Raw genomic sequence first — 26,202 nt, 5'->3', positions numbered from 1 at the left:
CTTCCTCACCCGCCAACCCGGCGGGTTTTTTTTGCCCGCTCGCTTTTCATGGGTATCGCGCCCCTGCACCTTCCACGTCGATCCGGCATTCGGTCCGTCCCCATCACCGGGTCATGCTCGGTTATCATCGGCAACGCTCATCCTCCGTCCACCCTGCCCGTCTCTCTCGTCGACATGACCCCTTCCCTGCATCCCAAGACCATCGGTGTCATGGGGTCCGGCAAACAGCCGTGGCCCGAACTCGCGGCGCCGCTCGGGCGTGCGCTCGCGCTCGCCGGCTACCATCTGCTCACGGGTGGCGGACAAGGGGTGATGACCAGCGTGAGCGAGGCATTCTGCGCCGTGCCGCAGCGCGCCGGACGCAGCATCGGCGTCGTGCCGACACAGGCGGACGACGACGGCATCTTCCGCGCCCTGCCCGGCTATCCGAATGCCTTCGTCGAAGTGACGATCGTGAGCCCGCTCCCGCGCCATCTGCCCGATGCGCCGCCGGGCACCTTCTCGCGCAATCACATCAACGTGATGTCGAGTGACGTCATCGTCGCCCTGCCCGGCAATCACGGCACGCGCAACGAGATCGGGCTCGCCGTGCATTACGGCAAGCCCGTGATTCTGTTCGGGGAGGACGAGCATTTCGCCGACATGCCGGCAACGCTCAGGAGAACGGTATCGCTCGATACCGTGATGGACTTCGTCAGAACGGCACGGTGAGCTTCGCGTCGATCGACTGGAAGCGATAGGACCACCCGGGCGGGCCACCTGACGACGGCATCCAGGGCGCGTTCAGGCGCTGCATGACCGACAGGTCGAGCTTCGACGTCCCGAGATAATGGGTGTGGCTCAGCCCGACTTCCGCATAGCTGTCATAGGTGTGCAGCGCGTTCGGATCTTCCGTACGGCTGCGGTTGTAGCGCAGCTCCACGCCCGTCGTGCCGTTGGACGTCACATCGAACGCCCGGCGCACTCGCCATTGCAACGTCTGCGTCTGTGTCGTGCCGGTAGCGATCTGATCCGTCGCGGCGTTGGTCGTACCCGTCACGCCGACGGTCCAGTCCGCATCGAGCGGCATCGAGTAGTTCGCCGTCAGGTCGCGGTTGGTCGCGTCGCGGCGCGCATTCTGAAGATCCTGACTGACCGTCGTATTGAACTTGCCGTACATACCGAGCGGGTTGTTCATGAGCAGGTTTGCCGTGCCCTGCATCTTGCCCGTGGTCGTCATGCCGCTGTTGTTCATGCCGAGGTTGAACTGGTAGGGACGCTCGTTGAGCACCTGAAAGCCAACCGCCCCTTCGCCCGGCGTGCGGCTGCGCGTGGCGATGAGCGGCAACTGGTCGTCGCGCACCACCAGCCCGCGACGCATCAGCATGCGGATGTTGCGGTTCGCGAAACTCTCGTGACGCGGCATGCCGCGCAGGCACGAGGCGCGCGCAAGAAACGCGTTGGGCGGCGCGACGTCAGGGGCCGGCGGGGGTGTCTCGGGGGCAGCTGCGGCAGCGGAGGCTGCGGCGTCAATGTCGACCGCAGCGATTGCCGTGCCGTCCGCGCTCAGTTCCGGAGCGACGGCAAAGTCGGCGGCAGGAAGTGGTGGCGAGGGTGGCGAGGGCGACGGGGGCGGCTGAACCTCGGCCGAGGCCGCACTGGCGACTTCGTCCCCGCTGGAGGCACTGGCGGCCGCTTGCGACGGATCGGCATCCGCGCCGGAAGCGACGGAAGGCACCGCTGCTGCCGCGGCGGCGGCCGCTGCACGTTGTGCGGCCTCGCGGTCGAGCGTCGCCGCGACCGCACTCGGATCGTCACCCGCGAACAAGGCAATGGGATCAGTCGCCGCGCCGGGGTCCTGAGCCACTGGCTGCGCCGGGGCTGCCGGCGGCGGAGGCGGCGGTACGAAATACTGAGGTGCCAGCCCGCGGTCCCACAATCCGTAGGACACAGCGTTCTGCTCAGTGAAACATGGCGGATTAGGATCCGAGAACAAAGATTGTGCGTGCGCACCCACCGAAACCGATACCCCGGCACTCAGGCACGCGGCCAGCAGGAGGCGACTCCGCACGACCGGCTTTTCCGACATTCGACACCCGAAAATCCCACCCCACGCTGATGCCGTCCGCCGGCGGTGCGCGCCGCATTCGACATGAGGGGGTGCTGTAGCGACAAGCGGCTATTTTACGTCGATCGGATGACGCTCTGCCAGTCACGAAACACGCAAAAGATCGGGGAACTCTTTCGCCCGATTGCCACTCATATCGCGTGACTTCCCCTGTAGTGATTTTTGCCCGCCTCGTGCGGGCATTTTATTTTGTGATTTCACATCACAAAAAAAAGCCCGGGAAGGTGGTTCCCGGGCAATGGTCGATCGCCATGGAGGGGCGATCGAGGGGGGGCCAGCCGATGCCGCCGTCCCTCGTCGGAGGACGAAGGACAACGCCATCATGATCGTCCGGCAATGCCCGGGCATCCGGGCATCGCGCTATCGGGCGTTACTTCTTCTTGCCGCCCTTGCTGCCGCCGGCGAGGAAGCGTTCGTTGTATTCGTCCATGAGCTTGCGCACCGTCGCGCCGATCTGGATGTAGTCGGGCTCGTTGAGGTTCGCGAGCGAGACACGCCCCGACGGATGCAGCGTGCCGAAGCCGCGCCCCGGCAGCAGCACTACGCCGCTTTCCTTCGCCAGACGGAACAGCACCTCCGACGGATCGATGTTCTTCATGAACCAGTCCACGAACGCCTTGCCGTAAATCTTCGTACCCAACACCTCCAGATCGAGGATGTTGTAGTAGTCGACGGTGTTCGGCCCGACCTCGTCCGCGATGCCTGCGGCGCGATACATGGCTGTCTTGCGGCGACGGATGATGCGCTTGACCGCATGCTTGTAGGCGTCCGGCTCGTCCATCAGGCAGAACAGCGAGAACAGCGCCAGTTGCACCTGCTGAGGCGTGGACAGACCCGCCGTGTGGTTGAGCGCCACGGCGCGGCTATCGGCGACCAGACGGTCGATGAACTTGAGCTTTTCCGGCTCCGTCGTGATCGACGAGTACCGCGCATTGAGCCCGTCGCGCTGCGCCTTGGGCAACTTGGCGATCTTGTCGTCGAACACATTCTTCTCGTGCGTGGCGATCGCACCGAGGCGCCAGCCGGTCGCCCCGAAGTACTTCGAGTACGAATAGACGAGGATCGTGTTGTACGGCGCAATCGCGAACAGCGAGCGGAAGTCGTCGGCAAACGTGCCGTACACGTCATCGGTGAGGATGATCAGGTCCGGGCGCTTCTTGACGATGGCGGCGAGGTGATCGAGCGACGCGTCGTCGAGCTTGACGGACGGCGGGTTGCTCGGGTTCACGAGGAAGAACGCCTTGATCTTCGGGTCGAGCAGCTTGTCGAGTTCCTTCTTCGAATACTGCCAGCCCAGTTCCGGATCGGCGTTCAGATTCACTTCGTGAAGCTGATAGTCCGCCAGTTCCGGAATCTCGATGTACGGGGTGAAGATCGGCATGCCCAGCGCGATGGAATCGCCGGCTTGCAGCAGATGGTTCGTCTTGAGCGTGTTGAAGAGATACGTCATGGCTGCCGTGCCGCCTTCGACCGCGAACAGATCGAAGTTGCCCACGAACGGATGACGTCCGACCATTTCGCGTTTCAGATACTTCGCGGAGATCTTCTCCGTGTTGCGCAGCATACGGTCCGGCACCGGATAGTTACAACCGAGAATGCCGTGCACCATCTCCGTGAGGAAGTCTTCGACGACGAGCCCCATCTGGTCGCGCACGTACGAGATCGACTTCTCCAGGAACTTCACGCCCGGGGCGTCTTTGTTATCACGGGCGAAATCCTGCCAGCGGGCTTCGATGCCCTTGCCCGGCGGGATACCGCCGACGCCTTCCGGCATGTACGTGAACTGACGATCGGCTTCCGACAGCGAGAACAGTCCCAGCTGGAAGAAGCCATGACGCGGTTCGAGCGCAAGGAAGTTCGGGTTGCCGCGACCGGCATTGAGCATCGAGCGCTGCGCGCCATTGTCCTGAGCGAGTTCGATCAGCGTGTCCTTGAATTCGAACGGGCTGAGTTTGGCGAGTGCGTCGAGTTCCTTCGATTTCATAGCGATTTCTCCATGAACAACCACTTACAACCAATTTCGATTCCGTGCTGCGGGGGGACGCATGACAGCCACGGGCAATCGGGACGAAAACTTCAGATACGTTTCCTGACGCGTCACGTCAGCGACACCACCAGCGGGCCCAGCAGCGTGAGCAGCACGTTGGCGATGGCATAGGTGATGGCGAACGGCACCGTCGGGACGTTGCTCTCGGCCTTGTCCAGAATCTCGCCGAACGCCGGGTTGGCGCTGCGCGAGCCGGACAGCGCACCGGCCAGAATCGCCACATTGTCGTAGCGCAGCACATAGCGCCCGAACAGGTACGTGAGCAGCAGCGGCACGATGGTGACGATCACCCCGGCCACGAAGATCGAGAGACCGCTTTGCTGCAAGGTTTGCCAGGCCTGGGCGCCGGCGGACAGACCCACGCAGGTCACGAACGTCGCCAGCCCCAACTCCTTGAGCAAAGAACTTGCTGCGAGCGGCATCGCCCCGAAGGTCGGATGTTTGCCGCGCAGCCAGCCGAACACCAGCCCCGCGAGCAGCGCACCGCCGCCGCTCCCCAACGTGAGCGGAATACCACCGACCTTGACGACGATGTAACCGATCAGCAAACCGAAGACGATGCCGATGCCCATGTACACGTAGTCGGTCTTGACCGAGTACGCGACCGGGTAGCCTGCTTCCTTGGCCGCGCGCTGCACGTCGCTGTCCGCGCCGTACAACGTGACGACGTCACCGTGATACACGACCGTGTCGTCGAGAATCGGCACGGGCTGCCCCATCCGCATGATCTTGGCGATGTACACCCCGTGTTTGACGTCGCGCTCGACACCGGCTTTCAATTCGCCGAGCGTCTTGCCGTTGCCGCCCTTGCGCGCGAAGACGACCTCCTGCATGCGCAACGGAATATCCAGATCGGCCGACGGACGCTGCTCGTCGCCGAGCAGGCGCCACGCTTCGGTCGCCGCCTCGCGACGGCCAATGAGCATGACGTCGTCGCCCGCTTCGAGCACCAGATCGTCGGTCGCGATGATGATCTTGCCGTTGCGGCGCAACCGCTCGATGGTCACGCCATCGGTCAGTTGCTTCTCGATCTCGATCACGCGCTTGCCGGCGCCGGTCGTCACGCGATACACGCGACCCACCAGCGCCGGCAGCGAGTCGACCTGATCGGCCGAGAGCACGGCGTGGCCACCGGCCATGGCGAGCTCGGCCTTTTTGGCATCTTCCTTGAGGGTGCGGCCCATGAGCTTCGGCACGAGCGACGCGCACACGATGATGGCGCCCAGGCTACCGAAGATGTACGTCACCGCGTAACCGATGGCGACTTCCGATTGCAGACGCTTGACCTCGTCGGCCGGCAATCCGAGACGCGCGATCGCATCGCCCGCCGTACCGATGATGGCCGACTGCGTGAGCCCGCCACCAGCCACACCGGCGGCCAGCCCCTTGTCGAAGCCGAAGATCTTGGCGCAGATCAGCACCGTCACCAGTCCGGACGCCGCGAGGAACACCGCCATGCCGATCTCACGCAGAGTCTTGCGCGAGAGCGAGCTGAAGAATTGCGGGCCGCTTTCGTAGCCGACGGCATAGATGAACAGCGCGAACATGATGCTCTTCACGCCGGCGTCGACCGAGATGCCGATCTGTGAGACGACCACGGCCACCAGCAGCGAACCACCCACGCCGCCTAGCTGGAACGAGCCGAACTTGATCGCCCCGATTGCGTACCCGAGGGCGAGCGACAGGAAAATCGCGACCTCCGGGACATGGTTGAGAATCGTATGCACCAGTTCCACGGCAGAACCTCCGTCAAAAGAGAATTGCGGCGACCGGCGGGGGAGCCGGCACGCGACGACTCAAACGCAACGTGATACGACAGCGCGATGGGCCTCTTCAGGCGTCTTCAGCGCGAAAACTGATGGGCGACGAATACGACGGCCGGCCCCATCAATGGCAACAGCACGTTCGACAGGGCGTACGTCACCGTGTACCCCACGACCGGCAATGCGCTGTTGGCCGTTTGCACCACTGCGCTGATGGCAGGCGTGCTCGCCTGCTGGCCCGCGATCGCACCGATCAGAATCGGGCCATCGATGCGCAGCAATTTGTGCCCTACCCACAGCGACACCAGCGCCGGAATGAGCGAGACACAGATCCCGACGACCGGCAGCGCCATGCCGTGTTCACGCAGCAGCACGGCCGCCTGCGGCCCTGCCGACAACCCGACACACACCACGAACACCGCCAGCCCGAGATCCTTGAGCAGTTCGTAAGCCGCCGGGGGGAACGTGCCCCATGTCGGGCGGCGTGAGAGCAGCCAGCCGCTCGCTAACCCCGAGACCAGCGCGCCACCGCCGGAACCCAGCGTCATGGGCGCGCCACCGACGTGCACGGAGATATGTCCGATGCACAGGCCGATGATCAATGCGAGGCCGACGAAAACGAGGCTCGTCTTGTTACCGTGCGGCACGGGCTTGCCCATGACCGCACCGGCACGCTCGACGTCTTCCGCCAGTCCCTGCAACGTCACCATGTCGCCGCGTTGCAGCGGAATCTTGTTGAGCGAGGGCAACTGCATGCCCATGCGTTTGACGGATTTGACGAACACGCCGTGACGCAGCTCGACCGGCGCTTCGCGTCGCAGATCGGCGACGGTGCGCCCCTCGGCTTCCTTGTTCGTCATGACGTACTCGCGCTCCACGAGCACGATGTCGTTCGTTTCGGTGCCCGCAACCTCCGGGCCGACGAGCGCGTGGGCGTCGAGCATGGCGTCGCGCCGGCCCACGAGCAGGAGTTCGTCGCCGGTCATCAACGCGAGGTCCTGCGCGATCGGCACCTGCGCGGTTGCCCGCCGCACCCGCTCCACGGCGACGCGTCCGTCGAGCGAGGCTTCGAGTGCCGCGACCGTCAATCCCGGGTGCGCAACGCGATAGCTTCGCCCGACCAGATCGGGTGCCGCTGGGGTGCCGAGCGATTCGCCGTTCTCGTCGTCCATCTCCCTGGACAGACGTGCGCTCTCCACCTTGAGATCGATACCCAGCAGACGCGGCGCCAGCAGGTTCGTGAACAGTACGATGGTGATCAAACCGAACACGTACGTGAGCGTGTAAGCGGTCACCACGTTGGCCTGTAGTGCCTTGAACGCGGCCGGATCGAGCCCCAGACGGCTCAGTGCCTCGATGGCCGTGCCGACCATCGCCGACTCGGTCGCAGCGCCTGCGGCAAGGCCGCCCGCCGTGCCCGGATCGAGACTGAGGAAATTCACGGCCAGCATGACGATGCCGAACACGAAGACCACTTCGATGATGGACAGCACGCCAAAGCGCAAGCCGCGCAGGTTCAGGTTTTCAACGAACTGCGGCCCGGCGGAAAAGCCCATCGCGAAGATGAACAGGGCGAATGCGAAATCCTTGAGAGAGCCTTCCACCATGCAACCCGTTTGCCCGACGAGCAACGCGACGAGCAATGCGCCGCACACGCCGCCCAACTGAATCGGGCCAAACTTGATTCGCCCGAGCAACTGGCCCAGCACGACGCAGACGAACACGGTGATCAACGGCACGGCATCGAACAGCGGAACTGAACACTGCATACAGGCTCCTGCCACAGGTCACACTAACGTGATGGGCTGACCGCTCTGCGGCGGTCGACGTCCGGCACACCAGACTTCAGGAAACGGCTTGGCTACGCGGTGTCTGTCACGCACACCGAAGGACAGCAGACCGGGATCCGGCCGTACGTTTTGCACCCGGGCGTGAACCGCCGGGCGTTTGTGTTGGGGGGCGCACACGGCGCACTCAATCACTTGCACAAATTACGCTATCGTCGCGCATCGCACTAACACAAGTAATTAAAATTACGCTATCTGCGACTGTTCCGCATTTCGTGGTGACGCGGTGTGGGCATAGTGTTGTTCAACGTTCCTGACGTGTCAACAGGTTTCGCGTAAGGTCTCGGGCTTGCGCGCGTCAAGTCCTTATTTCCACCAAGCCCATAGGAATACTTATTAATTTAATGCGAGCCGTCGGCTACACGGGCGGGAGGACCATTGCCATCGACGTGCGACACGTTTGCGTTGTCGTCATCGACAAAAATTACAACGGGGATAGATGAAAATCTTTCAAACGGCGCATCGACAAACTGCGGCGCAGTGTCACAGGCTTGCCGTATTGCCGTGTGAAATAAAGGACGGGCGGCAGGGACTCATGGAGATGCGAGCGTCGCCGGGCCGACGACGTCGGCCTGCCCGCATCACTTTGGCGAACGGATCTCGTGGATCGTGCCGGGGCCCCAGCCGGTCGGGTCCCATTTCCCGTCGCGCAACGTCCATTGATGCTCGCCCGTCTCTTCCCAGTGCGGCGCGGTGTAGCGCATGCCGGGACGTTTCGCTTCCATGTGGCCGTCGACCCAGTCGTAGCGACCGTCCTTCCACTGCCAGTAACCCGGCACCCAGAACTCCCCCTTGGGGGCAGCGTGCGGATCCTCGAAGCGCGGCGGCGGCGGGCCGCGTTGCAGCGTCACCTCGGCGAGCACGGGCAGACTGGCGAGACACAGGACGGCAGCGAGCACGTGACGTCGATGCGCACGGAGAAAAGTTGTCACGGACGAGACCGAAAAAAGCGACGAGGACGACATACGTGGACGAGGGGTGAAAGCACGGAAGTGAGTCATTGTAACGGTGGACGATGGCAGACTGCCGGGAACGCCAGCGCTTTCACGTCGCGTCTGCCTGGAATTTACCGTCACTCGTTCCCGGTAAGCATCGAACTGCTAATCAATCCGACGGTGATTCGTTAGTATATAGTTGTCCGAAATCGGAAAGTCTCGAATACGCCGTCTTCTCAGCATTTCTCACGGATCGTCATACGACCCGGAATCGCACCCCTCATGCGACGCACGAAATCCCAAGGAGTGACCGATGGTGAATCGACGCGATTTTCTCAGGATCTCCGGGCATGTGGCCTATGCGGCCATGCTGACGGGGACATCGCTGCGCGTGGCAGCGGCCGACGACCCTTCCTATCTGCCTGCCTCGGAATTACTGCCCTTGTTCCGCAAACGGGAGATGTCGCCGCGCGACGTACTCGAAGCGCAGATTCGCCGAATCGAATCGTGGGAAGGTAAGGTCGACTGCATCACCGTCAGGTTCTTCAAGGAGGCACGCGTAGCGGCGAGAGAATCCGAAGCGCGCTACAAGCGCGGCAATCCACGTGCGCTCGAAGGACTGACCGTGGCGGTCAAAGACGAGTATGCCGTCAAGGGCTGGCGTACGACGATGGGCTCGGAATTACTCAGAAACGCCCCGCCCGCCACCGAGGACGGCCCCGTCACGGAGCGACTTCGTGCCGCAGGCGCCATCTTTCACATTCAGACGACCGTTCCCGAGTTCTACATCTGGATGACCACCGCCACAAAACTGTGGGGGGTGACGCGCAATCCCTGGAATCTCGCTTACACCCCGGGCGGCTCCTCGGGCGGCTCGGGTGCAGCGCTCGCCGCAGGCTTCACGACGCTCGCGCTCGGCTCCGACATGGGCGGCTCGATCCGCATTCCGGCATCGCAGTGCGGGTTGTATGGCTTCAAGCCCCCTTTCGGGCGCGTGCCGACCAGCGAAATCGCCTTCGAGGCCGAAGGTCCGCTCGCACGCACGTTCGACGATCTCGTCATACTTACCGATGCCATGGTCGGCCCCCACCCCGCCGTTCACTCCTCGTTCCGTCCGCGACTTCGCTATCCGGCCGAGTACCCGAGCGTAGCGGGATGGAAAGTCGCCTACGATCCGATGCCCGGCATGACGCCGCTGGACCCGTCGGTCGCCGCAGGTATGGCACGTGCCATTGAAACGCTCCGACAGCGCGGCGTGGAGGTCGAGACGGTCGATGTGGGTTTCCGCGCGTCGGACATGGAGACGTACGTCCGGGGATTGATGTCGACGAGCATGGGCGGCATGCTCGAAGGCGCGCTGAAAGCCCCCGATGTCGTGATGCCCTACACACGTCAGTTGCTCTCGAAGATGACCTCGGAGGTCGGGCCGGAAGCGCTGGTCCGCAACGAGGCGCTGATCAATGAATACCAGCAGCGCGTTCAGGCGGCCGTGTTCTCGAAGGGATACCGTGCGCTGATCATGCCGACGTTGGGCACGCCGCTCATTCCCGCCGAACATGGACTGCATCCCGATACCGATACGGTAAAGATCGGCAGCACACAAGTGACCGGCCTGACGTTTGCCCTGACCTGGGTGTGGAACCTGCTCGGCCTGTATCCGGTCGTGTCGGCCCCCATCGGCATCGGTCCAGGCAATGTGCCGCTGGGCATGCAGATCGTCGCCAACACGATGGAGGATCTGACGGCGTTCCAACTGGCATCGGCATACTCGCAGAGCGCCCCTTCGCTCTACACGGGCAATCGGTTTCCCGACTTCAGAAGCCAGACCGTCTGACGCACATCGTTCGCCGCAAAGCCCCTTTTGAGATACGAACGCATCGCGGAGGCCACGCCGATGTCACCTGATCACCCCCCCGTCAGCCAGCCGTGGGGCACGCTATTGCGCAGAGTGGCCGCTGCGGCGTTGCTCGGCGGCGCCGCAGCCTTCCCTGTCCTGTCGACGGCCGCGCCAGTCGCCGCTGCCGCGCCGTCGACAGGCGCGAACGATCCCGAGACCTTCGACGCCATCCTCGACGATTACGCGGCAACGCGCTATCCCATCGTGCTCGTGCATGGACTGACGGGGTCCGATCGCATCGGCAACGTCATCGACTACTGGTATGGCATTCAGACGGACCTCGAACGGCACGGCGCGACGGTCTATGTCGCGAACGTCAGAGCGTTCCAGTCGGATGACGGTCCGGACGGTCGCGGCGAGCAACTCGTCGCCTATATCCAGCGCGTGCTGGCGGTCACGGGCTCGGCGAAAGTCAATCTGATCGGCCACAGTCAGGGCGGCCTGACGGCGCGCTATGCCGCAGCCGTGGCGCCGCAACTCGTCGCCTCGGTCACGACTGTGGGGACACCGCATCGGGGCGCAGAGTATGCCGACTTCGTGCAACGCGTGCTGACGGTCGATCCGACTGGCGCGTCGTTGGCCATCGTCGGCCAGATCGCGAATCTGTTCGGCTTTCTGACGAACACGGCGCACGATACGCGTCAGGACGCGATCCGCGCCTTGATGACGCTGACCACAGCGCAGGCCGCTCGCTTCAACGAGCGATATCCGACGGCGGGGCTCGCGGCGCCGGGCACATGCCAGCCGGGCGCCGCCAGCGAAGATGTCGATGGCCACCGGCATCTGTTGTATTCGTGGACCGGCTCGGCCATTCAGGAAAACGGGACCCTCGGCGATCTGGTGCTCGCGAAGGACACCAGCGTGAGGCCGCTCGTCGATGCCGCCCTGTTTCTCGACCCGACGACACTGGCCATGCAGAACACGGGCGTCGTCACGCTCAATCGGGGCGGCGGCACCAACGACGGACTCGTGTCGGTTTGCAGCGCGATGTTCGGCAACGTCATCAGCACCGCGTATCACTGGAATCACGTGGACGAGATCAACCAGATGATGGGCGTCCTCGGCGCCTATGCCGAAGACCCGGTGGCAGCATTTCGCACGCATGCCAATCGTCTGAAGCGAAGGGGGCTGTGAGCATGACATCCCGGAGTTCTGCGCAATCGCGTTTCGCCCGTCGTTGGCGTGGCCCAATCGCGGGCCTGGTCATCATCGTCTCGCTCGGCGGCTGTGTGGCCCTTCCCTCGCAGGATGGCGCCCCTACGGCAAACGATCACAGCGCCCTGCCGATGCCGCCGTCGCTCGTCGGGACAGTGGCGCCGCGCTTGCCTGTCGATGCCAACGGACATCTCGCGCGCGTGCCGGAGATTCAGGATTTCTTCGATTACTGCCTGCTGGCCGAAGTCGATTTCGCGCCGGACGAACTCGACGCGTTCGCCAGCGAGCAGATCGCACAGCAGGTCGCCGACAGACCTGCTCAGGCCGAGGCGCTCGACGTATGGCGGCGTTATCGCGCCTACGACCTCGGCATTCGCGACATTGCAGGGCCCGACGACGCAGCGAGCCGGGTCGACCCGTCAGCGCTGGAGCGTATCGTCGCCGCGCGCGAAGCCGTCGCGCGCCGCACGCTGGGGGATTGGACCGACGTCTTCTTCGCCGACGATTTCGCCCGCGCCCGGCGCGACATTGCACAACTGCGCGCCGTTCAGGGTCCCGCGTTCAACGAAACACAGGCCCTCGCCATCGACGACACCCTTCCCGCCGATGAGCGCTCGTTGAGGGAACGGCGTCGTGCGCGCAACAAGGTCATGGCATTGATCGAACAGTTGCAGTCGGATGGCGCCTCGCCGACACAGATGCGACAGATCCTGCAACCTCGCATCGGCACGGCGGCCACCAAGCGTCTGCTGCAATTCGATGCACAGGACAAGGCCTGGCGCACCCGGTACGCCGCATACGCCGCGCGGCGTGCGACGATCGAGACATCGCCGTTGACCGTCGAGCAGAAGGCCGGCCAGATCGATGCATTGCGCAGGCAAGTCTTCACCGGTCCCGGCGAAATCGCCCGTGCCGTGTCGTTCGACGCTTACGCGGGCCGCCCTCGCGGCGAATGACGCTTCCCTTATAATCGGCACACTCATAACCTGCCGCCCTGCGCGGCATCCGACGGCGCCGCCATGAACGGCTGCCGCACAGCGCACTCATGAACCCTGCCCCTGCGGCCGCCGGTCACCGGCAATTGCTTCGTCTGGCGGTGCCGATCGTGCTCGCCAACCTCACCCAACCGCTGCTCTCGGCCGTCGATACGGCGGTGGCCGGCCATCTGCCGGGCCCTGCGTATCTCGGCGGCGTCGCACTCGGCGGGCTGTTGCTGAATCTCATCTTCTGGGGCTTTTCGTTTCTTCGCATGGGCACCACCGGACTGGCCGCACAGGCGTTCGGCGCGCGCGACGCAGCACGTCTGCGCGACACGCTGGCCCGTGCGCTGGCGCTGGCCTTCGCGATCGGCGCTGTGCTGCTCCTGCTGCGCGTACCGTTGGTGTCGCTCGGCGTATCGTGGCTCGGCGGCAGCGATCAGGTGCAGTCGCTCGGACGCGAGTACGCGGGCATCCGCATTCTCGCCGCGCCGTTCGCGCTCGGCAATTACGTCGTGCTCGGCTATCTGCTCGCGTGTCAGCGGGTCAGGCAAGGCCTCGCGGTGCAAGTGTTCATCAACGTCGTGAACATCGTTGCCGTGCTCGCGTTCGTGCGCGGCTTCGACTGGGGCGTGGCGGGCATTGCATGGGCGACGGCGCTGGCCGATGTGCTGGGCTTCGCGCTCGGGGCATGGCTGCTGTGGCTCGCGCGTACGCCCGGGCTGGCGCCGCTGCGATGGGCCACGCTGGTGGAGCGCAGTGCGCTGTGGCGTCTGCTGCGTCTGAATCTCGACATCTTCCTGCGCACGCTGTTTCTGCAACTCGCCTTCGCGTGGTTTGCCCGGGTGGGCGCTCGGCTCGGCGACACGACGCTGGCAGCCAACGCCCTGCTGCTGAATTTTCAGACGTTCATGGCCTACGGTCTCGACGGCTTCGCCCACGCGGCCGAGGCGCTCGTCGGCGCGTATGTCGGCGCACGCCAGCGGCAGGCGCTGCTACATGCCATAAGGTTGTCGCTGGGCTGGGCGCTTGCCTGTGCGGTCGCGTTCGCGCTGGTCTATGCCGTCGCCGGCGGTGCGATCATCGATACCCTGACCGATCAGCCCGCACTGCGCGAGACCGCACGCGAATTCCTGCCATGGGCCGTGCTGTCGCCCATCGTCGCCGTCTGGTGCTTCCAGCTGGATGGCGTATTCATCGGCGCCACGCGCACGCGAGAGTTGCTGACATCGTCGCTGATCGGCTTGCTGGTGTTTGGCGCCGTGATGCCGCTCACGCTCGACGCGTGGGGCAATCACGGGCTGTGGGTCGCGCTCATGGCGTTTCTCGCCACGCGCGGCATTGTGCTCGGCGTGCTGTTGCCGCGAATCTGGCGAGGCTTACCCCGCCAGACGGCCTGACGACGTCAGGCACCGGGTCGGCCGACCCGCCTGCACTCCGTCACGCTGCGCGAATGCAGGCGAGCGCCGCCGCGTGGAGTTCTGCGTTGGCGGCCGCCAGCACCTGTCCCTGCGAGGTGAGCGTCAGCGGCTTGCCTTCCCAGTCGGTAATGACACCGCCCGCCGCTTCGATCACGGGGGCGACCGCCAGATAGTCATAAGTCTGCAAACCGGCTTCCATCACCAGTTCGATGTGCCCGCTCGCCAGCAACCCATAGGCGTAGCAATCGCCGCCGAAACGACGACGGCTCACGGCCTTCGTGAGACGGTCGAAGCGGGCGTATTCCGCCGCGTCGAAGATGTCGGGCGACGTGGCGTAGACGGTCGCATCCGCGAGCGACGTGACCGGACTGGTCGTGCAGCGCTGCGTGCCGAAGCGGGCTTCGCGCACGCCGGCGGCGACATCGTTCACGCCGATCCAGCGCTCGCCCGTCGCCGGAATGTCGATCAGGCCGACGATCGGCTGGCCGTTGTGCAACAGCGCGAGCAAGGTGCCCCACAAGGGATGGCCGGTGATGAAGCTGCGCGTGCCGTCGATCGGGTCGACCGACCAGACGAATTCGGCGTCCACGCCCCGCTTGCCGAATTCCTCACCCCAGACGCCGTGTGACGGATAGCGCTCGGCAATCTTCTCGCGCAGCGCGGTCTCCACTTCACGATCGGCAATCGTCACGGGGCTTTCGTCGGCCTTGTCGTCGACAGCCAGACGCCGTCGGAACCAGCCCAGCGACAGCGGACGCACGGCGTCGGCCAGCGAGGCGGCAAAATCGGCGAACGCAGCGTACTCCGAGGCAGCAGCGGTCGCAGTGACGGCGGGGGAAGACGACATGCACGAATCTCCGGCAAAAGGGCCGCATGCAGCGGCAAATAAAGGAAAGCGAGGAAAACACTCGATCAGTCGCGATGATACGCGTTCCCCAGTGACGCGGCGACGACAGCCGAGGCCCTTCTGCCAGCGACGACTTGTGACCGGGAAGACCGCCCCAGCGCGCGTGAACGCCCTAAAGTGGTGCAAATGCGCTATGCTCGCGGCCTGATCGGAGCCTTGCTCCGCCCCTTTTTCGTCTCGCAGGCCCCGACCGTCCCATCGGTCCCCTCGTCTCTCTCACAGGACTCTCATGCTTTCCGGTCGCGGCGTGATGCTCTCCGTCTCGGCGTCGGTCATGTTTTCCGTCATGCCCGCGCTGGTGGCGCAGTTGGCGCCCCTCTCGGGGCTGGACGTCTTCGCCTGGCGTATCCTGCTCACCTTGCCCGGCACGCTGGTGATCGTCACGGCGCTGCGGCGCTGGGACGTACTCAGCCGTACCCTTTCCCACGTGCTGCATCGGCCGGCGCTGCTTGGCTCGGTGCTGCTTTGCGCGGCAATGCTTGCCATCCAGCTATGGCTCTTCGTCTGGGCGCCGCTACAGCAGCGCATGCTCGACGTATCGCTCGGCTACTTCCTCCTGCCGCTCACGATGGTGCTGGCGGGCCGCACCTTCTACAAGGAACGTCTGAGTCCGCTGCAAACGGCCGCAGTGGTCTTCGCGGCGTTCGGTGTGGCCCATGAACTATGGGTCACGCGCGCACTCTCCTGGGTGACGGCCGTGATCATGTTCGGCTATCCCCCCTACTTCCTGCTGCGCCGCCGACTGCACCTCGACTCCCTGAGCGGTTTCATCATGGAGATGCTGGCGATGGCCCCGGTCGCCGTGCTCCTGATCTGGAGCACATGGACACAGAACGCCACGGTGCTCGCCGAGCCGCGCTTCTGGTTCTGGCTGCCGGCGCTGGGCCTGCTCAGCGCCGGCGCGCTGGCGAGCACCTTCGCGGCAGCGCGCCTGCTGCCGATCGGGCTGTACGGCATTCTGGGCTACGTTGAACCGGTGCTGCTGTTTGCCGTCTCGATCGTCCTGCTCGGCGAGCCATTCACCGCTCAGGGATTGGGGACTTACGTGCCGATCTGGATCGGCGTGGCGCTCATCGTGTTCGACAGCGTTCGCACGCTGCGCCGTCAGCGAGCCGCGCGTTATACTCGCGAAAGCCTGTAAGACGACCACTATGAAAAATCTCGCCAAGATCGCCATTCTGCTTTCCTCGGGGCTTCTCACTGTTACGCTGTCCGCCTGCGGCTCGTCTGCTCCGCTGTTCACTCCGGACGGACGCCCCACCCAGCAAATCCAGTGCTCCGCGACCAATGCCGGAGACTGCGAGCAGCGCGCCCGCACCCAATGCGCCCAGAAGGGCTACGACGTCCTCACGCGCGACGTGAACGGCAGCGTCGCCAATCTGGTGATCGCCTGCCGCCCGAACTGAGCCGGCCCTCACGACACGTTTTCATGACCGGCGCCGCACACCCCCGCGTGCAAGTCCCGGCCGTTGGCATTACGATGCGTTATTGCGTGCGGTCAATTCCCGTGCATTGCGCGGGATGACTTCCTAAGCACGCAGTGCGAGAATGAAAATCACCCCCGACGAATTGCCACAGGCCGGGCGCCGGGTCGTATTGACGTATTGCCAGTCCGGCGGAAGTCCGTGGCAAAACGCGAGCTTTCACGCATTTTCAGCCCCAAGAGGACACCATCATGTACGAACGCATTCTGGTTTCGATCGACGGCAGCACTCCCTCGAACCGAGCCATCGACGAAGCGGTCAAGCTCGTTGCACTCAGCCAGGGCAAGATTCGCCTGGTCTCGGTAGTCCCATCGCTCGCCAACGCCTACGCCGCCGGCGCCTACAGCGGCTTCGTGCCGCTGGAAAGTCAGGAGTCGTTCGAGAAGGAAACGGACGAAATTCTCGCCAAGGCGCAGGCCGACCTGAAGAAGCGCGGCGTCGATGCCGAGACGAAGATGATCACGCTCGACGCCGGCACTGACGAAATCGCCGACGCCGTGCTGCGTGAAGCCCAGGAGTGGAATGCCGATGTGATCGTGCTCGGCACCCATGGCCGCCGCGGCATCAACCGTCTGCTGCTCGGCAGCGTGGCCGAAACGCTGCTGCGCATCACCACGGTGCCGGTGCTGCTCGTGAAGGCGGCCGACAAATAACTCCGGACACTGCGCACCTCATCGTCTTCGCGAGCGGCGGCCCAGACAGTCCAGGCTGGACGAAAAGGCCGCTACGTCCGCCGACGATGACCCGTGAAACGGCACGCTCCCCAGCGTGCCGTTTTGCTTTGGGGCATCCGGCCGGACAACGTCCGATCAGCGAATGCCAGCCCGCATGAACGACTGCACGAACTGACGCTGGAACAGCAGGAAGGCGACGAACAACGGCGCGGCCGTCATGAGCGTGGCCGCCGTAATGAGCGACCAGTCGATGCCCTGATCGGTCGCCGCGAATACTTGCAGGCCGACCGTGAGCGGGCGCGTCTGCACCGAGTTCGTCACGATCAGCGGCCAAAAGAAGTTGTTCCAGTGATGGCTGATCGACACCAGCGCATACGCCACGTACACCGGGCGCGCGAGCGGCACATACACGCGCCACAGCACCTGCCACGCGTTGGCGCCTTCGACGCGCGCCGCATCGTCCAGCTCGCGCGGCACGGTCTTGAACGCCTGACGCAACAGGAAGATGCCGAACGCCGACGCGAAATACGGCAATGCGATGCCGAGAATCGTGTCGCGCAGCCCCATCCATGCAATCGTGCGGTAGTTCTCGACGATCAGCACATCGGGCATGACCATCAGTTGCAGCAGCACGATCATGAACGCCACCTCACTACCACGGAACGTGAAACGGGCGAATGCGTAGGCGGCGAGCGTGGCGAGCACAAGCTGCGCGGCGAGAATCACCGTCACCAGAATGAACGTGTTGACGAGATAACGCCCGAACGGCGCTGCCTGCCACGCATTGACAAAGTTCTCCAGCGTGAGCGGTGCACTCAGCGAGAAGCGTGTGGCGTACGCCGACGGATGGAACGCGCTCCACACGGCATACAGCAGCGGCAGCAACCACAGCAGGCCGAGCAGCCACGCGCCGGTGACGTCGAGCAGATTCGCCTGGCCCGTCGCGCTGAAGGCGGGGAGCGAGGATCGCGCGCCGCGCGCCTCGTCGGGCGCCGTCGCCTGCGCAGCGGAAGTCGTATTGGCGGAGGTCGTCATTGATAGTGCGTGCGTGAGTCGAGCAGACGGAATTTCACGAAGGCGACGATAGCGAGCAGCGTGAGCAGCACCACCGTCAGCGCCGCCGCGTACGACGTGTCCCAGAAGCTGAACGCCACCTGATAGACGTAATAGAGCAGCAGCTGGGTCGCGTTATCGGGTCCGCCCCGCGTCATGACCACCACGTGATCGACCAGCCGGAACGCGTTGATCACCGCATTGATCACCACGAACACGGTCGTGGGCATGAGCAGCGGCCATTGCACGCGCCGGAAGAATTGCCAGCGCGACGCGCCTTCGAGCGCCGCCGCCTCGGCGAGCGTCGGTGAGATCTGCTGCAACGCCGCCAGATAGAAGATCATGAAGAACCCGGCTTCCTTCCAGATCGTCACGATCATCAGCGCAGGCAACGCAGTGCCCGGCTGACCGAGCCAGTTGTGGTCGCCCCAGCCGAGCGCCTGCGTGATCTGCGCCACAAGGCCGTACTGCGGCGTATAGAAAAAGAGCCAGATGTTCGCCACCGCGATCATCGGCAGAATGGCGGGCGTGAAGTACGCGAGGCGCAGCAGCGCGCGCCCCGGCACCTGACGATGCACCCACAGCGCCATCACGATCGACAGCACGATGGCGGCGGGTACGGTAATCAATGCGAACAGCACGTTGTTGCGCAACGCCTGCCAGAACACCGGGTCGTCGAGCAGCAACTGATAGTTTTCTGCGCCGACGAACACCGACGGCACGCCTGCGCGAGCCGTCGAAAAGACGCTGTGCCACAACGTGGCGACGGCCGGATAGTGGGTGAAGGCGACGAGCAGCAGCAACGCCGGTAACAGCAGCAGCCAGGGCACCCAGGAGGCGGAGGGACGGTTCATCGGCGGTCCATCGATTCTGCACCGGTCGCCGCACGCTGACTGCCGTGCGACGACCGGTTGCTACGAGACTAAGGTGTTGCGGTAAGACTTGTCAGCGAGGCTCAGGGAGACTCAGGAAGACTCAGCGCGCATACGGACGCAGAATGCGATCGGCTTCGCGTTGCGCATCGTCGAGCGCCTGCTTCGGCGACTTGGTGCCCGTCACGGCAGCCTGAATCGCGTCGTTGAGCGACTTCGTCACACGCTGGTTGTCGTGCGTCGAGAACTCGGCCACGCTCACGCTCAGTTGGTCACGCGCCACGGCTGCCGCCGGCACCTTCTGCACGTACTGCTTCATCGCCGGGGTGTCCCACGCTGCCGGCGTCACGGCGACGTAACCCGTGTCGATGCCGAACTGTGCGGCACGCTCAGGCGTGGTGGCCCACTTGATGAACGTCATCGCGGCCTGCTTTTCTTCCGGCGTCGACTTCTTGAAGACGTAGAAGTTGCCGCCGCCCGTCGGGCTGCCGCCACGCACCTTGGCCGGCATCTTGCCCACGCCGAACGGGAACGTGGCGTTGGTGCGAATGTTGGTCAGGTTGCCCGTCGTCGTGTAGACGATGGCGGCCTTCTTCTCGAGGAAGTCCTTCGGCGTGGTGCCCCACTCGATCGAGCCCGTGGGCATGACCTTGTACTTCGTCGTCAGATCGACCCAGTATTGCAGCGACTGCACGGCCTGCGGCGCGTTGAGGAACGTCTTCGTACCGGCCGGGTTCATCAGCTCGATACCGGCCGGCGTGGTGAACGCCTGGAACAGCCAGTAGGCGAAGCCGACGGACGGCACCTTGATGCCCCACTGCGTGACGTTGCCCGACGCATCGCGCCTGGTGAGCTTCTGTGCGTAGCTCACGAGCTCGTCCCAGTTCGCCGGCGCGTGATCCGGATCGAGACCGGCTTCGCGGAAGGCGTCCTTGTTCCAGTACATCACGATGGTCGAACGCTGGAACGGCACGCCCCACGTGTGGCCGTTGATGCGCGAGTTCAGCATCAGCGCAGGGTAGAAGCCGTCGAGCCATTGCTTGTCGGCCGGCGTGTTCGCAATGCTGTCGATGGGCACCACGGCGTCTTCGTCGATGAGCGTGAAGACGTCGGCGGCAGCCAGCACGGCCAGTTGGGGCGGGGTGCCGGCCTTCGCGGCCGTCAGCGCCTTGACCACGGAATCCTGATACGACCCCGCGTACACCGGCTTGATCTTGATGTTCGGATGATCCTTCTCGAAGTCCGCCACCAGATCGTTAATGATTTTCGTGACCGGACCGCCAATGGCGACCGGATAGTAAAACTGAAGCTCAACCGGCTTCTGTTGCGCGAAGACCGGGCTGCTCAGGCCGCCCAATGACACTGCGGCGGCCGTTGCCAGCCCCGCCGCAAACGTTTTCAGAATCGTGCGTCGCATTTCCCTGGATTCCCCGTATAAGCGTGGTGGTGATGTGTTCTGCGGGCGCCGTGGCCGATGTCGTATCCGACATGCGCATGCCCGACGTCGCATCGAACAGATGCTGATCGGCGGCGTCCCATTGGAGCCCGATGGCGTCGCCCGGCAGGAATGGCCGGTGACCCGGCACGCGCGTGGCGATCTCGCCCGCGTCGCCCAGCGTGCAGGCGACGAGCGTGTCGGCCCCCAGATATTCGACGGCGCTCACCTTGGCGAGCACGGCGCCCACCGACGTGGGCGCCACCGCACGCACGTGCTCCGGGCGCAGGCCGAGCCATGCGCTGTCGAGCTGACCGGCCAGGGCCAACGCCGGGCCGGTCTGACCGGCGGGTACGAGCGTGTCGGCGTGACGCACGAGACGCAGCAACTGCATCGGCGGCGTGCCGATGAAGCTCGCGGCAAAGCGCGTCGACGGTGTGGCGTAAAGCGTGTGAGGTGCGCCGCGCTGCTCGATGCGGCCGTTGCGCAGCAGCACGACCTGATCGGCCATGCTCATCGCCTCGGTCTGATCGTGCGTCACGTAGATGAGCGTCATGCCGAGTTGCTGTTGCAGCGCGCGAATTTCGCGGCGCATCTCCTGACGCAGTTGCGCATCGAGATTCGACAGCGGTTCGTCCATCAGGCACACGGACGTCTCGGCGATCACCGCGCGGCCCAGCGCCACACGCTGCTGCTGACCGCCCGAGAGTTGCGACGGCTTGCGATCCAGATACGGCTCCAGCCCGAGCAGCGACGCCACGCGCGCCAGACGCTGCGGATAGTCGCGCGTCGGCTCACGACGCACGCGCAGGCCGAACAGCAGGTTTTCGCGTACGGAAAGATGCGGGAACAGCGCGTAGGACTGGAACACCATCGACAGCTTGCGACGCGCCGGCGGCAAGGCCGTCACGTCGTCGTCGCCCAACAGAATGCGTCCGCTTGTCGGCGTGTCGAGACCCGCGATCATGCGCAGCAACGTCGACTTGCCGCACCCCGACGGGCCGAGCAGCACCACGAGCGAGCCGGCGTCGGCGGTGAAACTCACGTCCTGAAGCGCGTGCGTGTCTCCCCACTGCTTGCTGACGGATTCGATGACGAGCGATGACATGACCTGGTGTGCGCTGCGCCGTCCCGAGCGTGATCGGATCGACGTCTGGATCGGAAAACCCAGACCTTAACCGGCCATCGATGGCAGTTTGATGACATCGTGTGCACCAATACCGGCGCGGCTCACAGGGCCGTCAGATATCAGGCCGACGTCAGGCGACCGGATACCGATATCGTTCGCACAGGATGAGAATTTAGGGGTACGAACGACGTTCTTTCGCGACCGTACGACCACGATAAAACGTCATTGGAAGACGGGGTGTGGGGCTGGCGACATGCCGCCCGCCCTCGCCCCTGGAGATGCACCGTTCAGGCAGCGACCTGACGACGCCTGGCGCGCAACAGCGCCTTGGAGATGATGCGTGTTTCGGATGTGGCGCCGCCGGTGCGACGCGCGACGGCGTCGCGGAAGAAGCGGCGCGTCTCGTCGGCGACGGTCTCGCGTTCGTTATCCATCGTCAGGATGTGATAGCTCTCACCAAGCAGGCACTTCTGCTTCACGTCGGACGACACGCCCTGGTAGACGATACGCGCGTTGTGCGGGCTGGCCGTATCGTCGTCCACCGCATGCACGATCAGGCAGTCTGCCGTGACGCGATCGAGCCGGTTGCGCACGTGAGAGGCGAGCCGGCGCGCGTTGTACAAGTGCGCGATGGGCAGCGACGCCGAACCGATCTCGGAGGCGTCGTGCAGCGACATCGACTTCTGCACCCGGGCGCGCAACGCTTCGTTCTTCAACCCGAACGGCGCCTTCTCGTAATAGCGATAGCGATGGCCGAACGGCAGGTGGTACAGCAAATCGAGCAGCGGATACGCCAACGGAATGGTCCAGCCGTCGTACACCAGCGTGACAGCCAGCACCGAGATGGCCGCGACATCGGGCTCCTCTTCGGCCACCGCGAGCGCGAGCGTCGCGCCCATGCTCAGGCCGCACAGCGATACGGTCTGATGGGTATCGCGCAGTTCGCGGTATTTCACGCGCGCCGCGGCGATCCATTCGCGCCAGTGGGTGCACGGCGCGCCGAGGCCGTAACCCTCGATGTGCGGCACCGACACGGTGTAGCCGTCGCGATGCAGCGCCTTGGCGACCGGACGCATTTCGAGCGGCGTGCTCGAGAGCCCCGGCAGCAGCAGCACGGCATGCTCGCCGCCTTTGTAGAAGATGTCTTGTTGAAACATGATCAAACCCCGCCACAGACGCCAGGCGTCTGCGTAACTTCAAGCTTGTCGGCCGCGTTGGCCGTGGAAGACGTATTAGAGGCACTGGCCGGTACGACCGCATGCAACGGCGTGACCGTATTCACCGGGCGCACCGTCGGCCCCGCATGCAGACGCAGGATCACATACGTGCCGACATGAGCGCGGAAGTGCTGCAACTCGCAGTGAATCATGTCGAAGTCGCCATCGTGCATGCGCACCCGCAGGTTGTAGGCGCCCGGCGGCGGCGGCTCGCCTTCCGCCGAGAACAACCCCGCCAGACGTTGCGCATCTTCCGGGTGCAATAACGCACGCAACCCGTCACGCTGGACGACATCCGGCGACACGCCCGTCTCGCGACGGAAATGCTCGTCGATGAACTGGTAGTGCGTGGCCGGGTTGGCCAGATAAAAGATCGAGTCGAGGTGTTTCGTCAGATAGGTCATGAGCGCATTGCCCAACTGCACCGAATCCGACAGCACCATGCGCTCGTTCTCGGCGCGCAGCAGCATTTCGTAACGCGTCTGGGCGACTTCCGCGAGAAGCTCGGCGCGGTACTGCGCGCGACGCAGGCGCTCGATGAGGGCCACCGCCAACGGCGTGATGAGCATGAAGCCCGTAACGATCAGCACGTCCCGACGATCGAGCTCCGCGATGTCGCGAAACGGCGGCACGAAGAAGAAGTCGAAAATCGGGATGCTCACGATCATCGCCATGATGGCCGGTCCCAGCCCCCAGGTGAATTCGACGATGATGGCCGCGCAGACGAAAAAGACACCCGGCATCGCGTGATCGAGCACCGGATGCAGGAGGCTGCGAACAAGAAACGCAGCAAGTACCACCATGAGTGCGCCGACGTAGCGTTTCGCGCCGGGCTCCGCCCAACGTCGGGCGTTTCTGATATCCATGATTCACCGCCGACTTCGCTGCCGACGCTCAATAAACCGTTACGGCACCCATAGTGCGGTGCTGCTGTTACAAAATATTACGGATTATCGCACGTCCGACCTTGACGTTTTGGCGCTGTGAACCCTGAGAAAGTCGCGCCGCAACAACATGGAAAACGCAGATCCAGCACTGGCGCGGCTCAGCGGGCGGTGCCGGATCGGTTGACAGGGAAATACCGGTGACAAAACTCGACAAAACCCCGCAAACCAACAGGTTACGGAGCCCTTTTGGCGGGGTTCGGCACGCGTTTGCAGGGTCAAGAGTCCGTCTTGCGGCCGATTTCAGCGCCTCATCGGGCGCTCGCGAGCGGCCACGAATCCGGCTCAGCGCAGCATGAACGACATGGCGGACAGGCAGTTGAGCACCCGAACGGCTGCCTCCACGCTCGGTGCGACGTATTGCAGGGTGACACCGTCCACACGTTCGAGCGTCGGCCACTGGCAGAACAGGTCGGCGAGCGCCGTGCTCTGGGCTTGCAGACGCACTTCGACCGGGGTTTCGACCTTGTACGTATGCCATTTGCGCGAGTCTTCGAGCGACGTCTTCGCGGCCTCGCGGATCAGGTCGCATGATTGCGACGGGCTGAGCGTCATGCCGCTGCCCTGCCCCCACGCCGCCTTCGTCTGCACGAAATGGGCGGAGGGGAAGATCAACTGCGTTTCTTCGCAGAAGACGTCGTCGCCGCTGGCCATGACCATCGGCACGCCCCGCTCACCGGCGAGCGCCCCATACAGCATGGCCTCGCTCGCCTCCACGCCACCCAGCCATACGCGGGCGAAGGCGAAGCTGTTGATCGTGTGCGCCAGAATGCCCGCGCTCTGGGCTTTGCCGTGATAGCCGATCATGAAGAGCGCGTCGCACCCGGCTTCCACCCCGGCGACCATGCCGAGATAGCGCGGCTTGCCCAGCACCAGACGCGCGCGCGGATCGAGTTCGTCCGGCAACAGGTTACGAAAGCCGCCGTGCGAGTCGTTGACCATCACTTCGGTCGCCCCGCCTGCGAAGGCACCTTCGACGGCGGCGTTGGCTTCGCGCGTCATCCAGCGGCGCGCGCGTTCGTACTCGCCGTTACCGGCGCGTGTCTGTTCGGGGTGGAAGACGCCCGCGACGCCTTCGATATCGGTGGAGATCAGAATTCGCATAGTGTCGTGTCGATAGAGTCGTAAGGGGCTGCGGGCGCGGCGTCATGCCGGCGCTGACGGGGCAGACGGTGGCGGCGCCCGATCGCAGCCCCCGGTTACAGCGCCGCCCAGTCAGGCAGCACGTCGGCGAGCGAGCGCCGCACATGACCGTCGCGCCCGAGCACGGACTCGGCTGCGAACAGCGCGTGCAGAATGGCCTGCTCGGTGGCGTCGGCCGTCGCCTGAAAAATGGGGTCGAGCAATGCGTCGGGGACCAGCGCCGCAGGCGCCACCCGCCCCATCGCGTCGTGACTTACGGTGTAGCCGGTGGTGAATGCAAGGGCAACGTCGCCGCTGCCGTGACCGTAGACGGAACCGGTGCGCGCCAGTCCTGCGCCGGTACGCGTGGCGACACGGCGCAACTGCCGCGCGTCGAGCGGCGCGTCGGTGGCCACGAGCATGATGATCGAGCCGCGCTCGGGCGCCGCGCTTTGCTCAGGCTGCGCGAGGCGTTCGTCGAGCACCGGCCCGACGTGACGCCCGGCAATCGTCAGTTGTGACGGGCGGCCGAAGTTGGAGAGCACCAGCACGCCGACCGTGAACGTGGCCCCGGCCGTTTCCACGACCCGCGACGCGGAGCCGATGCCCCCCTTCAGTCCGAAGCTGGACATGCCGCGTCCGGCACCGACCGCGCCCTGCGCAAAGTCGGACGATGCGCTCGCCAGCGCCTGCGCGTAATCCGCTTCGGTGACGGCGAACGCCTGCATGTCGTTCAGATAGCCATCGTTGCACTCGAACACCGTGGGGTTCAGCGAGGGCGCGCCCCGCCCGATGCCCGGATTCGCCGCAATGGCCGCGCGTAGCTGACCGAGTACGACATGGCTGACGGAGAAGGTATTGGTGAGCGCCAGCGGCGCTTCGACGACGCCCAGTTCGTCGATCTGCATCAGCCCCACGCTCTTGCCGAAGCCGTTGATGACCGCAGCACCCGCAGGAATCTTGGTACGAAACGGATCCCATTGCGTGCTGGGCGCCGACGCCCCGGGGGCCGCGCCGCCGGGATCCATCGTCGTGGCGGGCGTCGGACAGACGACAGTGACGCCCGTTTGGACCGGTCCGTCGGCGAGCGTCACGTGTCCGACGAAAACACCCGGCACGTCCGAGATGGCATCGCGCGGCCCGGCGGGCAGCAGCCCGACGTGGGGGGCGCCGAACGAGGCTTCGCGAAAGTCTGACGGGGGGATCATTTCGCGCT

The 26,202-nt window shown here is 64.6% G+C and carries 22 protein-coding genes; 8 read left to right on the top strand and 14 right to left on the bottom strand.

Annotated features, from left to right (window positions below; translation table 11 throughout):
• Positions 1-174 precede the first annotated feature (174 nt).
• A complete protein-coding gene (locus C5N93_RS00775) occupies positions 175-711 on the top strand; it encodes a DNA-binding protein (RefSeq protein WP_242557927.1) in 537 nt (178 codons plus the stop codon).
• Here C5N93_RS00775 and C5N93_RS28415 read toward each other — a convergent pair.
• From C5N93_RS28415 to C5N93_RS00750, 5 genes are all read right to left on the bottom strand, one after another.
• A complete protein-coding gene (locus C5N93_RS28415) occupies positions 695-1,846 on the bottom strand; it encodes a ShlB/FhaC/HecB family hemolysin secretion/activation protein (RefSeq protein WP_242557926.1) in 1,152 nt (383 codons plus the stop codon). The two genes, C5N93_RS00775 and C5N93_RS28415, sit on opposite strands and share 17 nt — an antisense overlap.
• Before the next feature lie 631 nt (positions 1,847-2,477).
• On the bottom strand, positions 2,478-4,091 hold the full coding sequence (locus C5N93_RS00765) for a bifunctional aspartate transaminase/aspartate 4-decarboxylase (RefSeq protein ID WP_150721755.1): 1,614 nt from the start codon (positions 4,089-4,091) through the stop codon (positions 2,478-2,480).
• Between the two features lie 113 nt (positions 4,092-4,204).
• Positions 4,205-5,890, bottom strand: a complete 1,686-nt coding sequence (aspT, locus tag C5N93_RS00760) for an aspartate-alanine antiporter (RefSeq protein WP_242557925.1) — start codon at positions 5,888-5,890, stop codon at positions 4,205-4,207.
• A 107-nt stretch (positions 5,891-5,997) separates the two neighbouring features.
• Positions 5,998-7,686 carry an aspartate-alanine antiporter gene (aspT, locus tag C5N93_RS00755; protein ID WP_242557924.1) on the bottom strand — a complete coding sequence of 563 codons (1,689 nt, stop codon included), beginning with the start codon at positions 7,684-7,686 and terminating at the stop codon, positions 5,998-6,000.
• A 659-nt stretch (positions 7,687-8,345) separates the two neighbouring features.
• Complete coding sequence (locus tag C5N93_RS00750) at positions 8,346-8,696, bottom strand: hypothetical protein (protein ID WP_242557923.1); 351 nt, start codon at positions 8,694-8,696, stop codon at positions 8,346-8,348.
• 316 nt (positions 8,697-9,012) lie between these two features.
• Here C5N93_RS00750 and C5N93_RS00745 point away from each other — a divergent pair, with 316 nt between their 5' ends.
• The 4 genes from C5N93_RS00745 (at position 9,013) to C5N93_RS00730 (ending at position 14,128) form a co-directional block, all read left to right on the top strand.
• A complete protein-coding gene (locus C5N93_RS00745) occupies positions 9,013-10,533 on the top strand; it encodes an amidase (RefSeq protein ID WP_242557922.1) in 1,521 nt (506 codons plus the stop codon).
• 60 nt (positions 10,534-10,593) lie between these two features.
• On the top strand, positions 10,594-11,730 hold the full coding sequence (locus tag C5N93_RS00740; RefSeq protein ID WP_242557921.1) for a triacylglycerol lipase: 1,137 nt from the start codon (positions 10,594-10,596) through the stop codon (positions 11,728-11,730).
• Between the two features lie 2 nt (positions 11,731-11,732).
• Positions 11,733-12,707, top strand: coding sequence for a lipase secretion chaperone (locus C5N93_RS00735; RefSeq protein WP_242557920.1), 975 nt, complete (start codon positions 11,733-11,735; stop codon positions 12,705-12,707).
• 89 nt (positions 12,708-12,796) lie between these two features.
• Positions 12,797-14,128: an MATE family efflux transporter gene (locus C5N93_RS00730; protein ID WP_242557919.1), complete on the top strand. Its 1,332-nt coding sequence runs from the start codon at positions 12,797-12,799 to the stop codon at positions 14,126-14,128.
• A 40-nt stretch (positions 14,129-14,168) separates the two neighbouring features.
• On the opposite strand, the gene hisN is transcribed toward C5N93_RS00730, so the two are convergent.
• Positions 14,169-14,996, bottom strand: coding sequence for a histidinol-phosphatase (hisN, locus tag C5N93_RS00725; RefSeq protein ID WP_242557918.1), 828 nt, complete (start codon positions 14,994-14,996; stop codon positions 14,169-14,171).
• 289 nt (positions 14,997-15,285) lie between these two features.
• On the opposite strand from hisN, the gene rarD reads away from it, so the two are divergent.
• The 3 genes from rarD (at position 15,286) to C5N93_RS00710 (ending at position 17,193) form a co-directional block, all read left to right on the top strand.
• Entirely contained in the window at positions 15,286-16,197 is a 912-nt protein-coding gene (rarD, locus tag C5N93_RS00720; protein ID WP_242557917.1) for an EamA family transporter RarD, read from the top strand.
• Positions 16,198-16,207: 10 nt separating this feature from the next.
• On the top strand, positions 16,208-16,462 hold the full coding sequence (locus C5N93_RS00715) for a hypothetical protein (protein WP_150721748.1): 255 nt from the start codon (positions 16,208-16,210) through the stop codon (positions 16,460-16,462).
• A gap of 269 nt (positions 16,463-16,731) precedes the next feature.
• Entirely contained in the window at positions 16,732-17,193 is a 462-nt protein-coding gene (locus C5N93_RS00710; RefSeq protein ID WP_242557916.1) for a universal stress protein, read from the top strand.
• A 156-nt stretch (positions 17,194-17,349) separates the two neighbouring features.
• Here C5N93_RS00710 and C5N93_RS00705 read toward each other — a convergent pair whose 3' ends face one another.
• The 8 genes from C5N93_RS00705 to C5N93_RS00670 all read right to left on the bottom strand — a co-directional run bounded on the left by C5N93_RS00705 (position 17,350) and on the right by C5N93_RS00670 (position 26,194).
• Positions 17,350-18,249: a carbohydrate ABC transporter permease gene (locus C5N93_RS00705; RefSeq protein WP_242557915.1), complete on the bottom strand. Its 900-nt coding sequence runs from the start codon at positions 18,247-18,249 to the stop codon at positions 17,350-17,352.
• Entirely contained in the window at positions 18,246-19,121 is an 876-nt protein-coding gene (locus C5N93_RS00700) for a sugar ABC transporter permease (protein ID WP_242557914.1), read from the bottom strand. The genes C5N93_RS00705 and C5N93_RS00700 overlap by 4 nt, the downstream gene beginning before the upstream one ends.
• Before the next feature lie 121 nt (positions 19,122-19,242).
• On the bottom strand, positions 19,243-20,556 hold the full coding sequence (locus tag C5N93_RS00695) for an ABC transporter substrate-binding protein (RefSeq protein ID WP_242557913.1): 1,314 nt from the start codon (positions 20,554-20,556) through the stop codon (positions 19,243-19,245).
• A complete protein-coding gene (locus C5N93_RS00690) occupies positions 20,450-21,682 on the bottom strand; it encodes an ABC transporter ATP-binding protein (protein WP_242557912.1) in 1,233 nt (410 codons plus the stop codon). Before C5N93_RS00690 ends, C5N93_RS00695 begins: the two co-directional genes overlap by 107 nt.
• 308 nt (positions 21,683-21,990) lie before the next feature.
• Complete coding sequence (locus tag C5N93_RS00685) at positions 21,991-22,860, bottom strand: alpha/beta fold hydrolase (protein ID WP_150721743.1); 870 nt, start codon at positions 22,858-22,860, stop codon at positions 21,991-21,993.
• 2 nt (positions 22,861-22,862) lie between these two features.
• Positions 22,863-23,786 carry a DUF4118 domain-containing protein gene (locus tag C5N93_RS00680; RefSeq protein WP_242557911.1) on the bottom strand — a complete coding sequence of 308 codons (924 nt, stop codon included), beginning with the start codon at positions 23,784-23,786 and terminating at the stop codon, positions 22,863-22,865.
• A 363-nt stretch (positions 23,787-24,149) separates the two neighbouring features.
• Complete coding sequence (locus C5N93_RS00675) at positions 24,150-24,968, bottom strand: M55 family metallopeptidase (RefSeq protein ID WP_242557910.1); 819 nt, start codon at positions 24,966-24,968, stop codon at positions 24,150-24,152.
• Between the two features lie 95 nt (positions 24,969-25,063).
• Positions 25,064-26,194 carry a P1 family peptidase gene (locus tag C5N93_RS00670; protein ID WP_242557909.1) on the bottom strand — a complete coding sequence of 377 codons (1,131 nt, stop codon included), beginning with the start codon at positions 26,192-26,194 and terminating at the stop codon, positions 25,064-25,066.
• Between the last annotated feature and the right edge of the window lie 8 nt (positions 26,195-26,202).

Source organism: Pandoraea sp. LA3 (assembly GCF_022696215.1).
GTDB lineage: Bacteria > Pseudomonadota > Gammaproteobacteria > Burkholderiales > Burkholderiaceae > Pandoraea > Pandoraea capi.
The sequence above is the reverse complement of the archived record's forward strand: the minus strand, read 5'-3'. Positions and strand labels throughout refer to the sequence as shown.

Excerpts from the sequence above, each read along its gene's own strand:
- C5N93_RS00775 (WP_242557927.1), top strand. The coding sequence starts at position 175 with ATGACCCCTTCCCTGCATCCCAAGACCATCGGTGTCATGGGGTCCGGC.
- C5N93_RS00765 (WP_150721755.1), bottom strand. The coding sequence starts at position 4,091 with ATGAAATCGAAGGAACTCGACGCACTCGCCAAACTCAGCCCGTTCGAA.
- aspT (WP_242557924.1), bottom strand. The coding sequence starts at position 7,686 with ATGCAGTGTTCAGTTCCGCTGTTCGATGCCGTGCCGTTGATCACCGTG.
- C5N93_RS00745 (WP_242557922.1), top strand. The coding sequence starts at position 9,013 with ATGGTGAATCGACGCGATTTTCTCAGGATCTCCGGGCATGTGGCCTAT.
- C5N93_RS00740 (WP_242557921.1), top strand. The coding sequence starts at position 10,594 with ATGTCACCTGATCACCCCCCCGTCAGCCAGCCGTGGGGCACGCTATTG.
- C5N93_RS00735 (WP_242557920.1), top strand. The coding sequence starts at position 11,733 with ATGACATCCCGGAGTTCTGCGCAATCGCGTTTCGCCCGTCGTTGGCGT.
- C5N93_RS00730 (WP_242557919.1), top strand. The coding sequence starts at position 12,797 with ATGAACCCTGCCCCTGCGGCCGCCGGTCACCGGCAATTGCTTCGTCTG.
- hisN (WP_242557918.1), bottom strand. The coding sequence starts at position 14,996 with ATGTCGTCTTCCCCCGCCGTCACTGCGACCGCTGCTGCCTCGGAGTAC.
- rarD (WP_242557917.1), top strand. The coding sequence starts at position 15,286 with ATGCTTTCCGGTCGCGGCGTGATGCTCTCCGTCTCGGCGTCGGTCATG.
- C5N93_RS00715 (WP_150721748.1), top strand. The coding sequence starts at position 16,208 with ATGAAAAATCTCGCCAAGATCGCCATTCTGCTTTCCTCGGGGCTTCTC.
- C5N93_RS00710 (WP_242557916.1), top strand. The coding sequence starts at position 16,732 with ATGTACGAACGCATTCTGGTTTCGATCGACGGCAGCACTCCCTCGAAC.
- C5N93_RS00705 (WP_242557915.1), bottom strand. The coding sequence starts at position 18,249 with ATGACGACCTCCGCCAATACGACTTCCGCTGCGCAGGCGACGGCGCCC.
- C5N93_RS00700 (WP_242557914.1), bottom strand. The coding sequence starts at position 19,121 with ATGAACCGTCCCTCCGCCTCCTGGGTGCCCTGGCTGCTGCTGTTACCG.
- C5N93_RS00695 (WP_242557913.1), bottom strand. The coding sequence starts at position 20,556 with ATGCGACGCACGATTCTGAAAACGTTTGCGGCGGGGCTGGCAACGGCC.
- C5N93_RS00690 (WP_242557912.1), bottom strand. The coding sequence starts at position 21,682 with ATGTCATCGCTCGTCATCGAATCCGTCAGCAAGCAGTGGGGAGACACG.
- C5N93_RS00685 (WP_150721743.1), bottom strand. The coding sequence starts at position 22,860 with ATGTTTCAACAAGACATCTTCTACAAAGGCGGCGAGCATGCCGTGCTG.
- C5N93_RS00680 (WP_242557911.1), bottom strand. The coding sequence starts at position 23,786 with ATGGATATCAGAAACGCCCGACGTTGGGCGGAGCCCGGCGCGAAACGC.
- C5N93_RS00675 (WP_242557910.1), bottom strand. The coding sequence starts at position 24,968 with ATGCGAATTCTGATCTCCACCGATATCGAAGGCGTCGCGGGCGTCTTC.
- C5N93_RS00670 (WP_242557909.1), bottom strand. The coding sequence starts at position 26,194 with ATGATCCCCCCGTCAGACTTTCGCGAAGCCTCGTTCGGCGCCCCCCAC.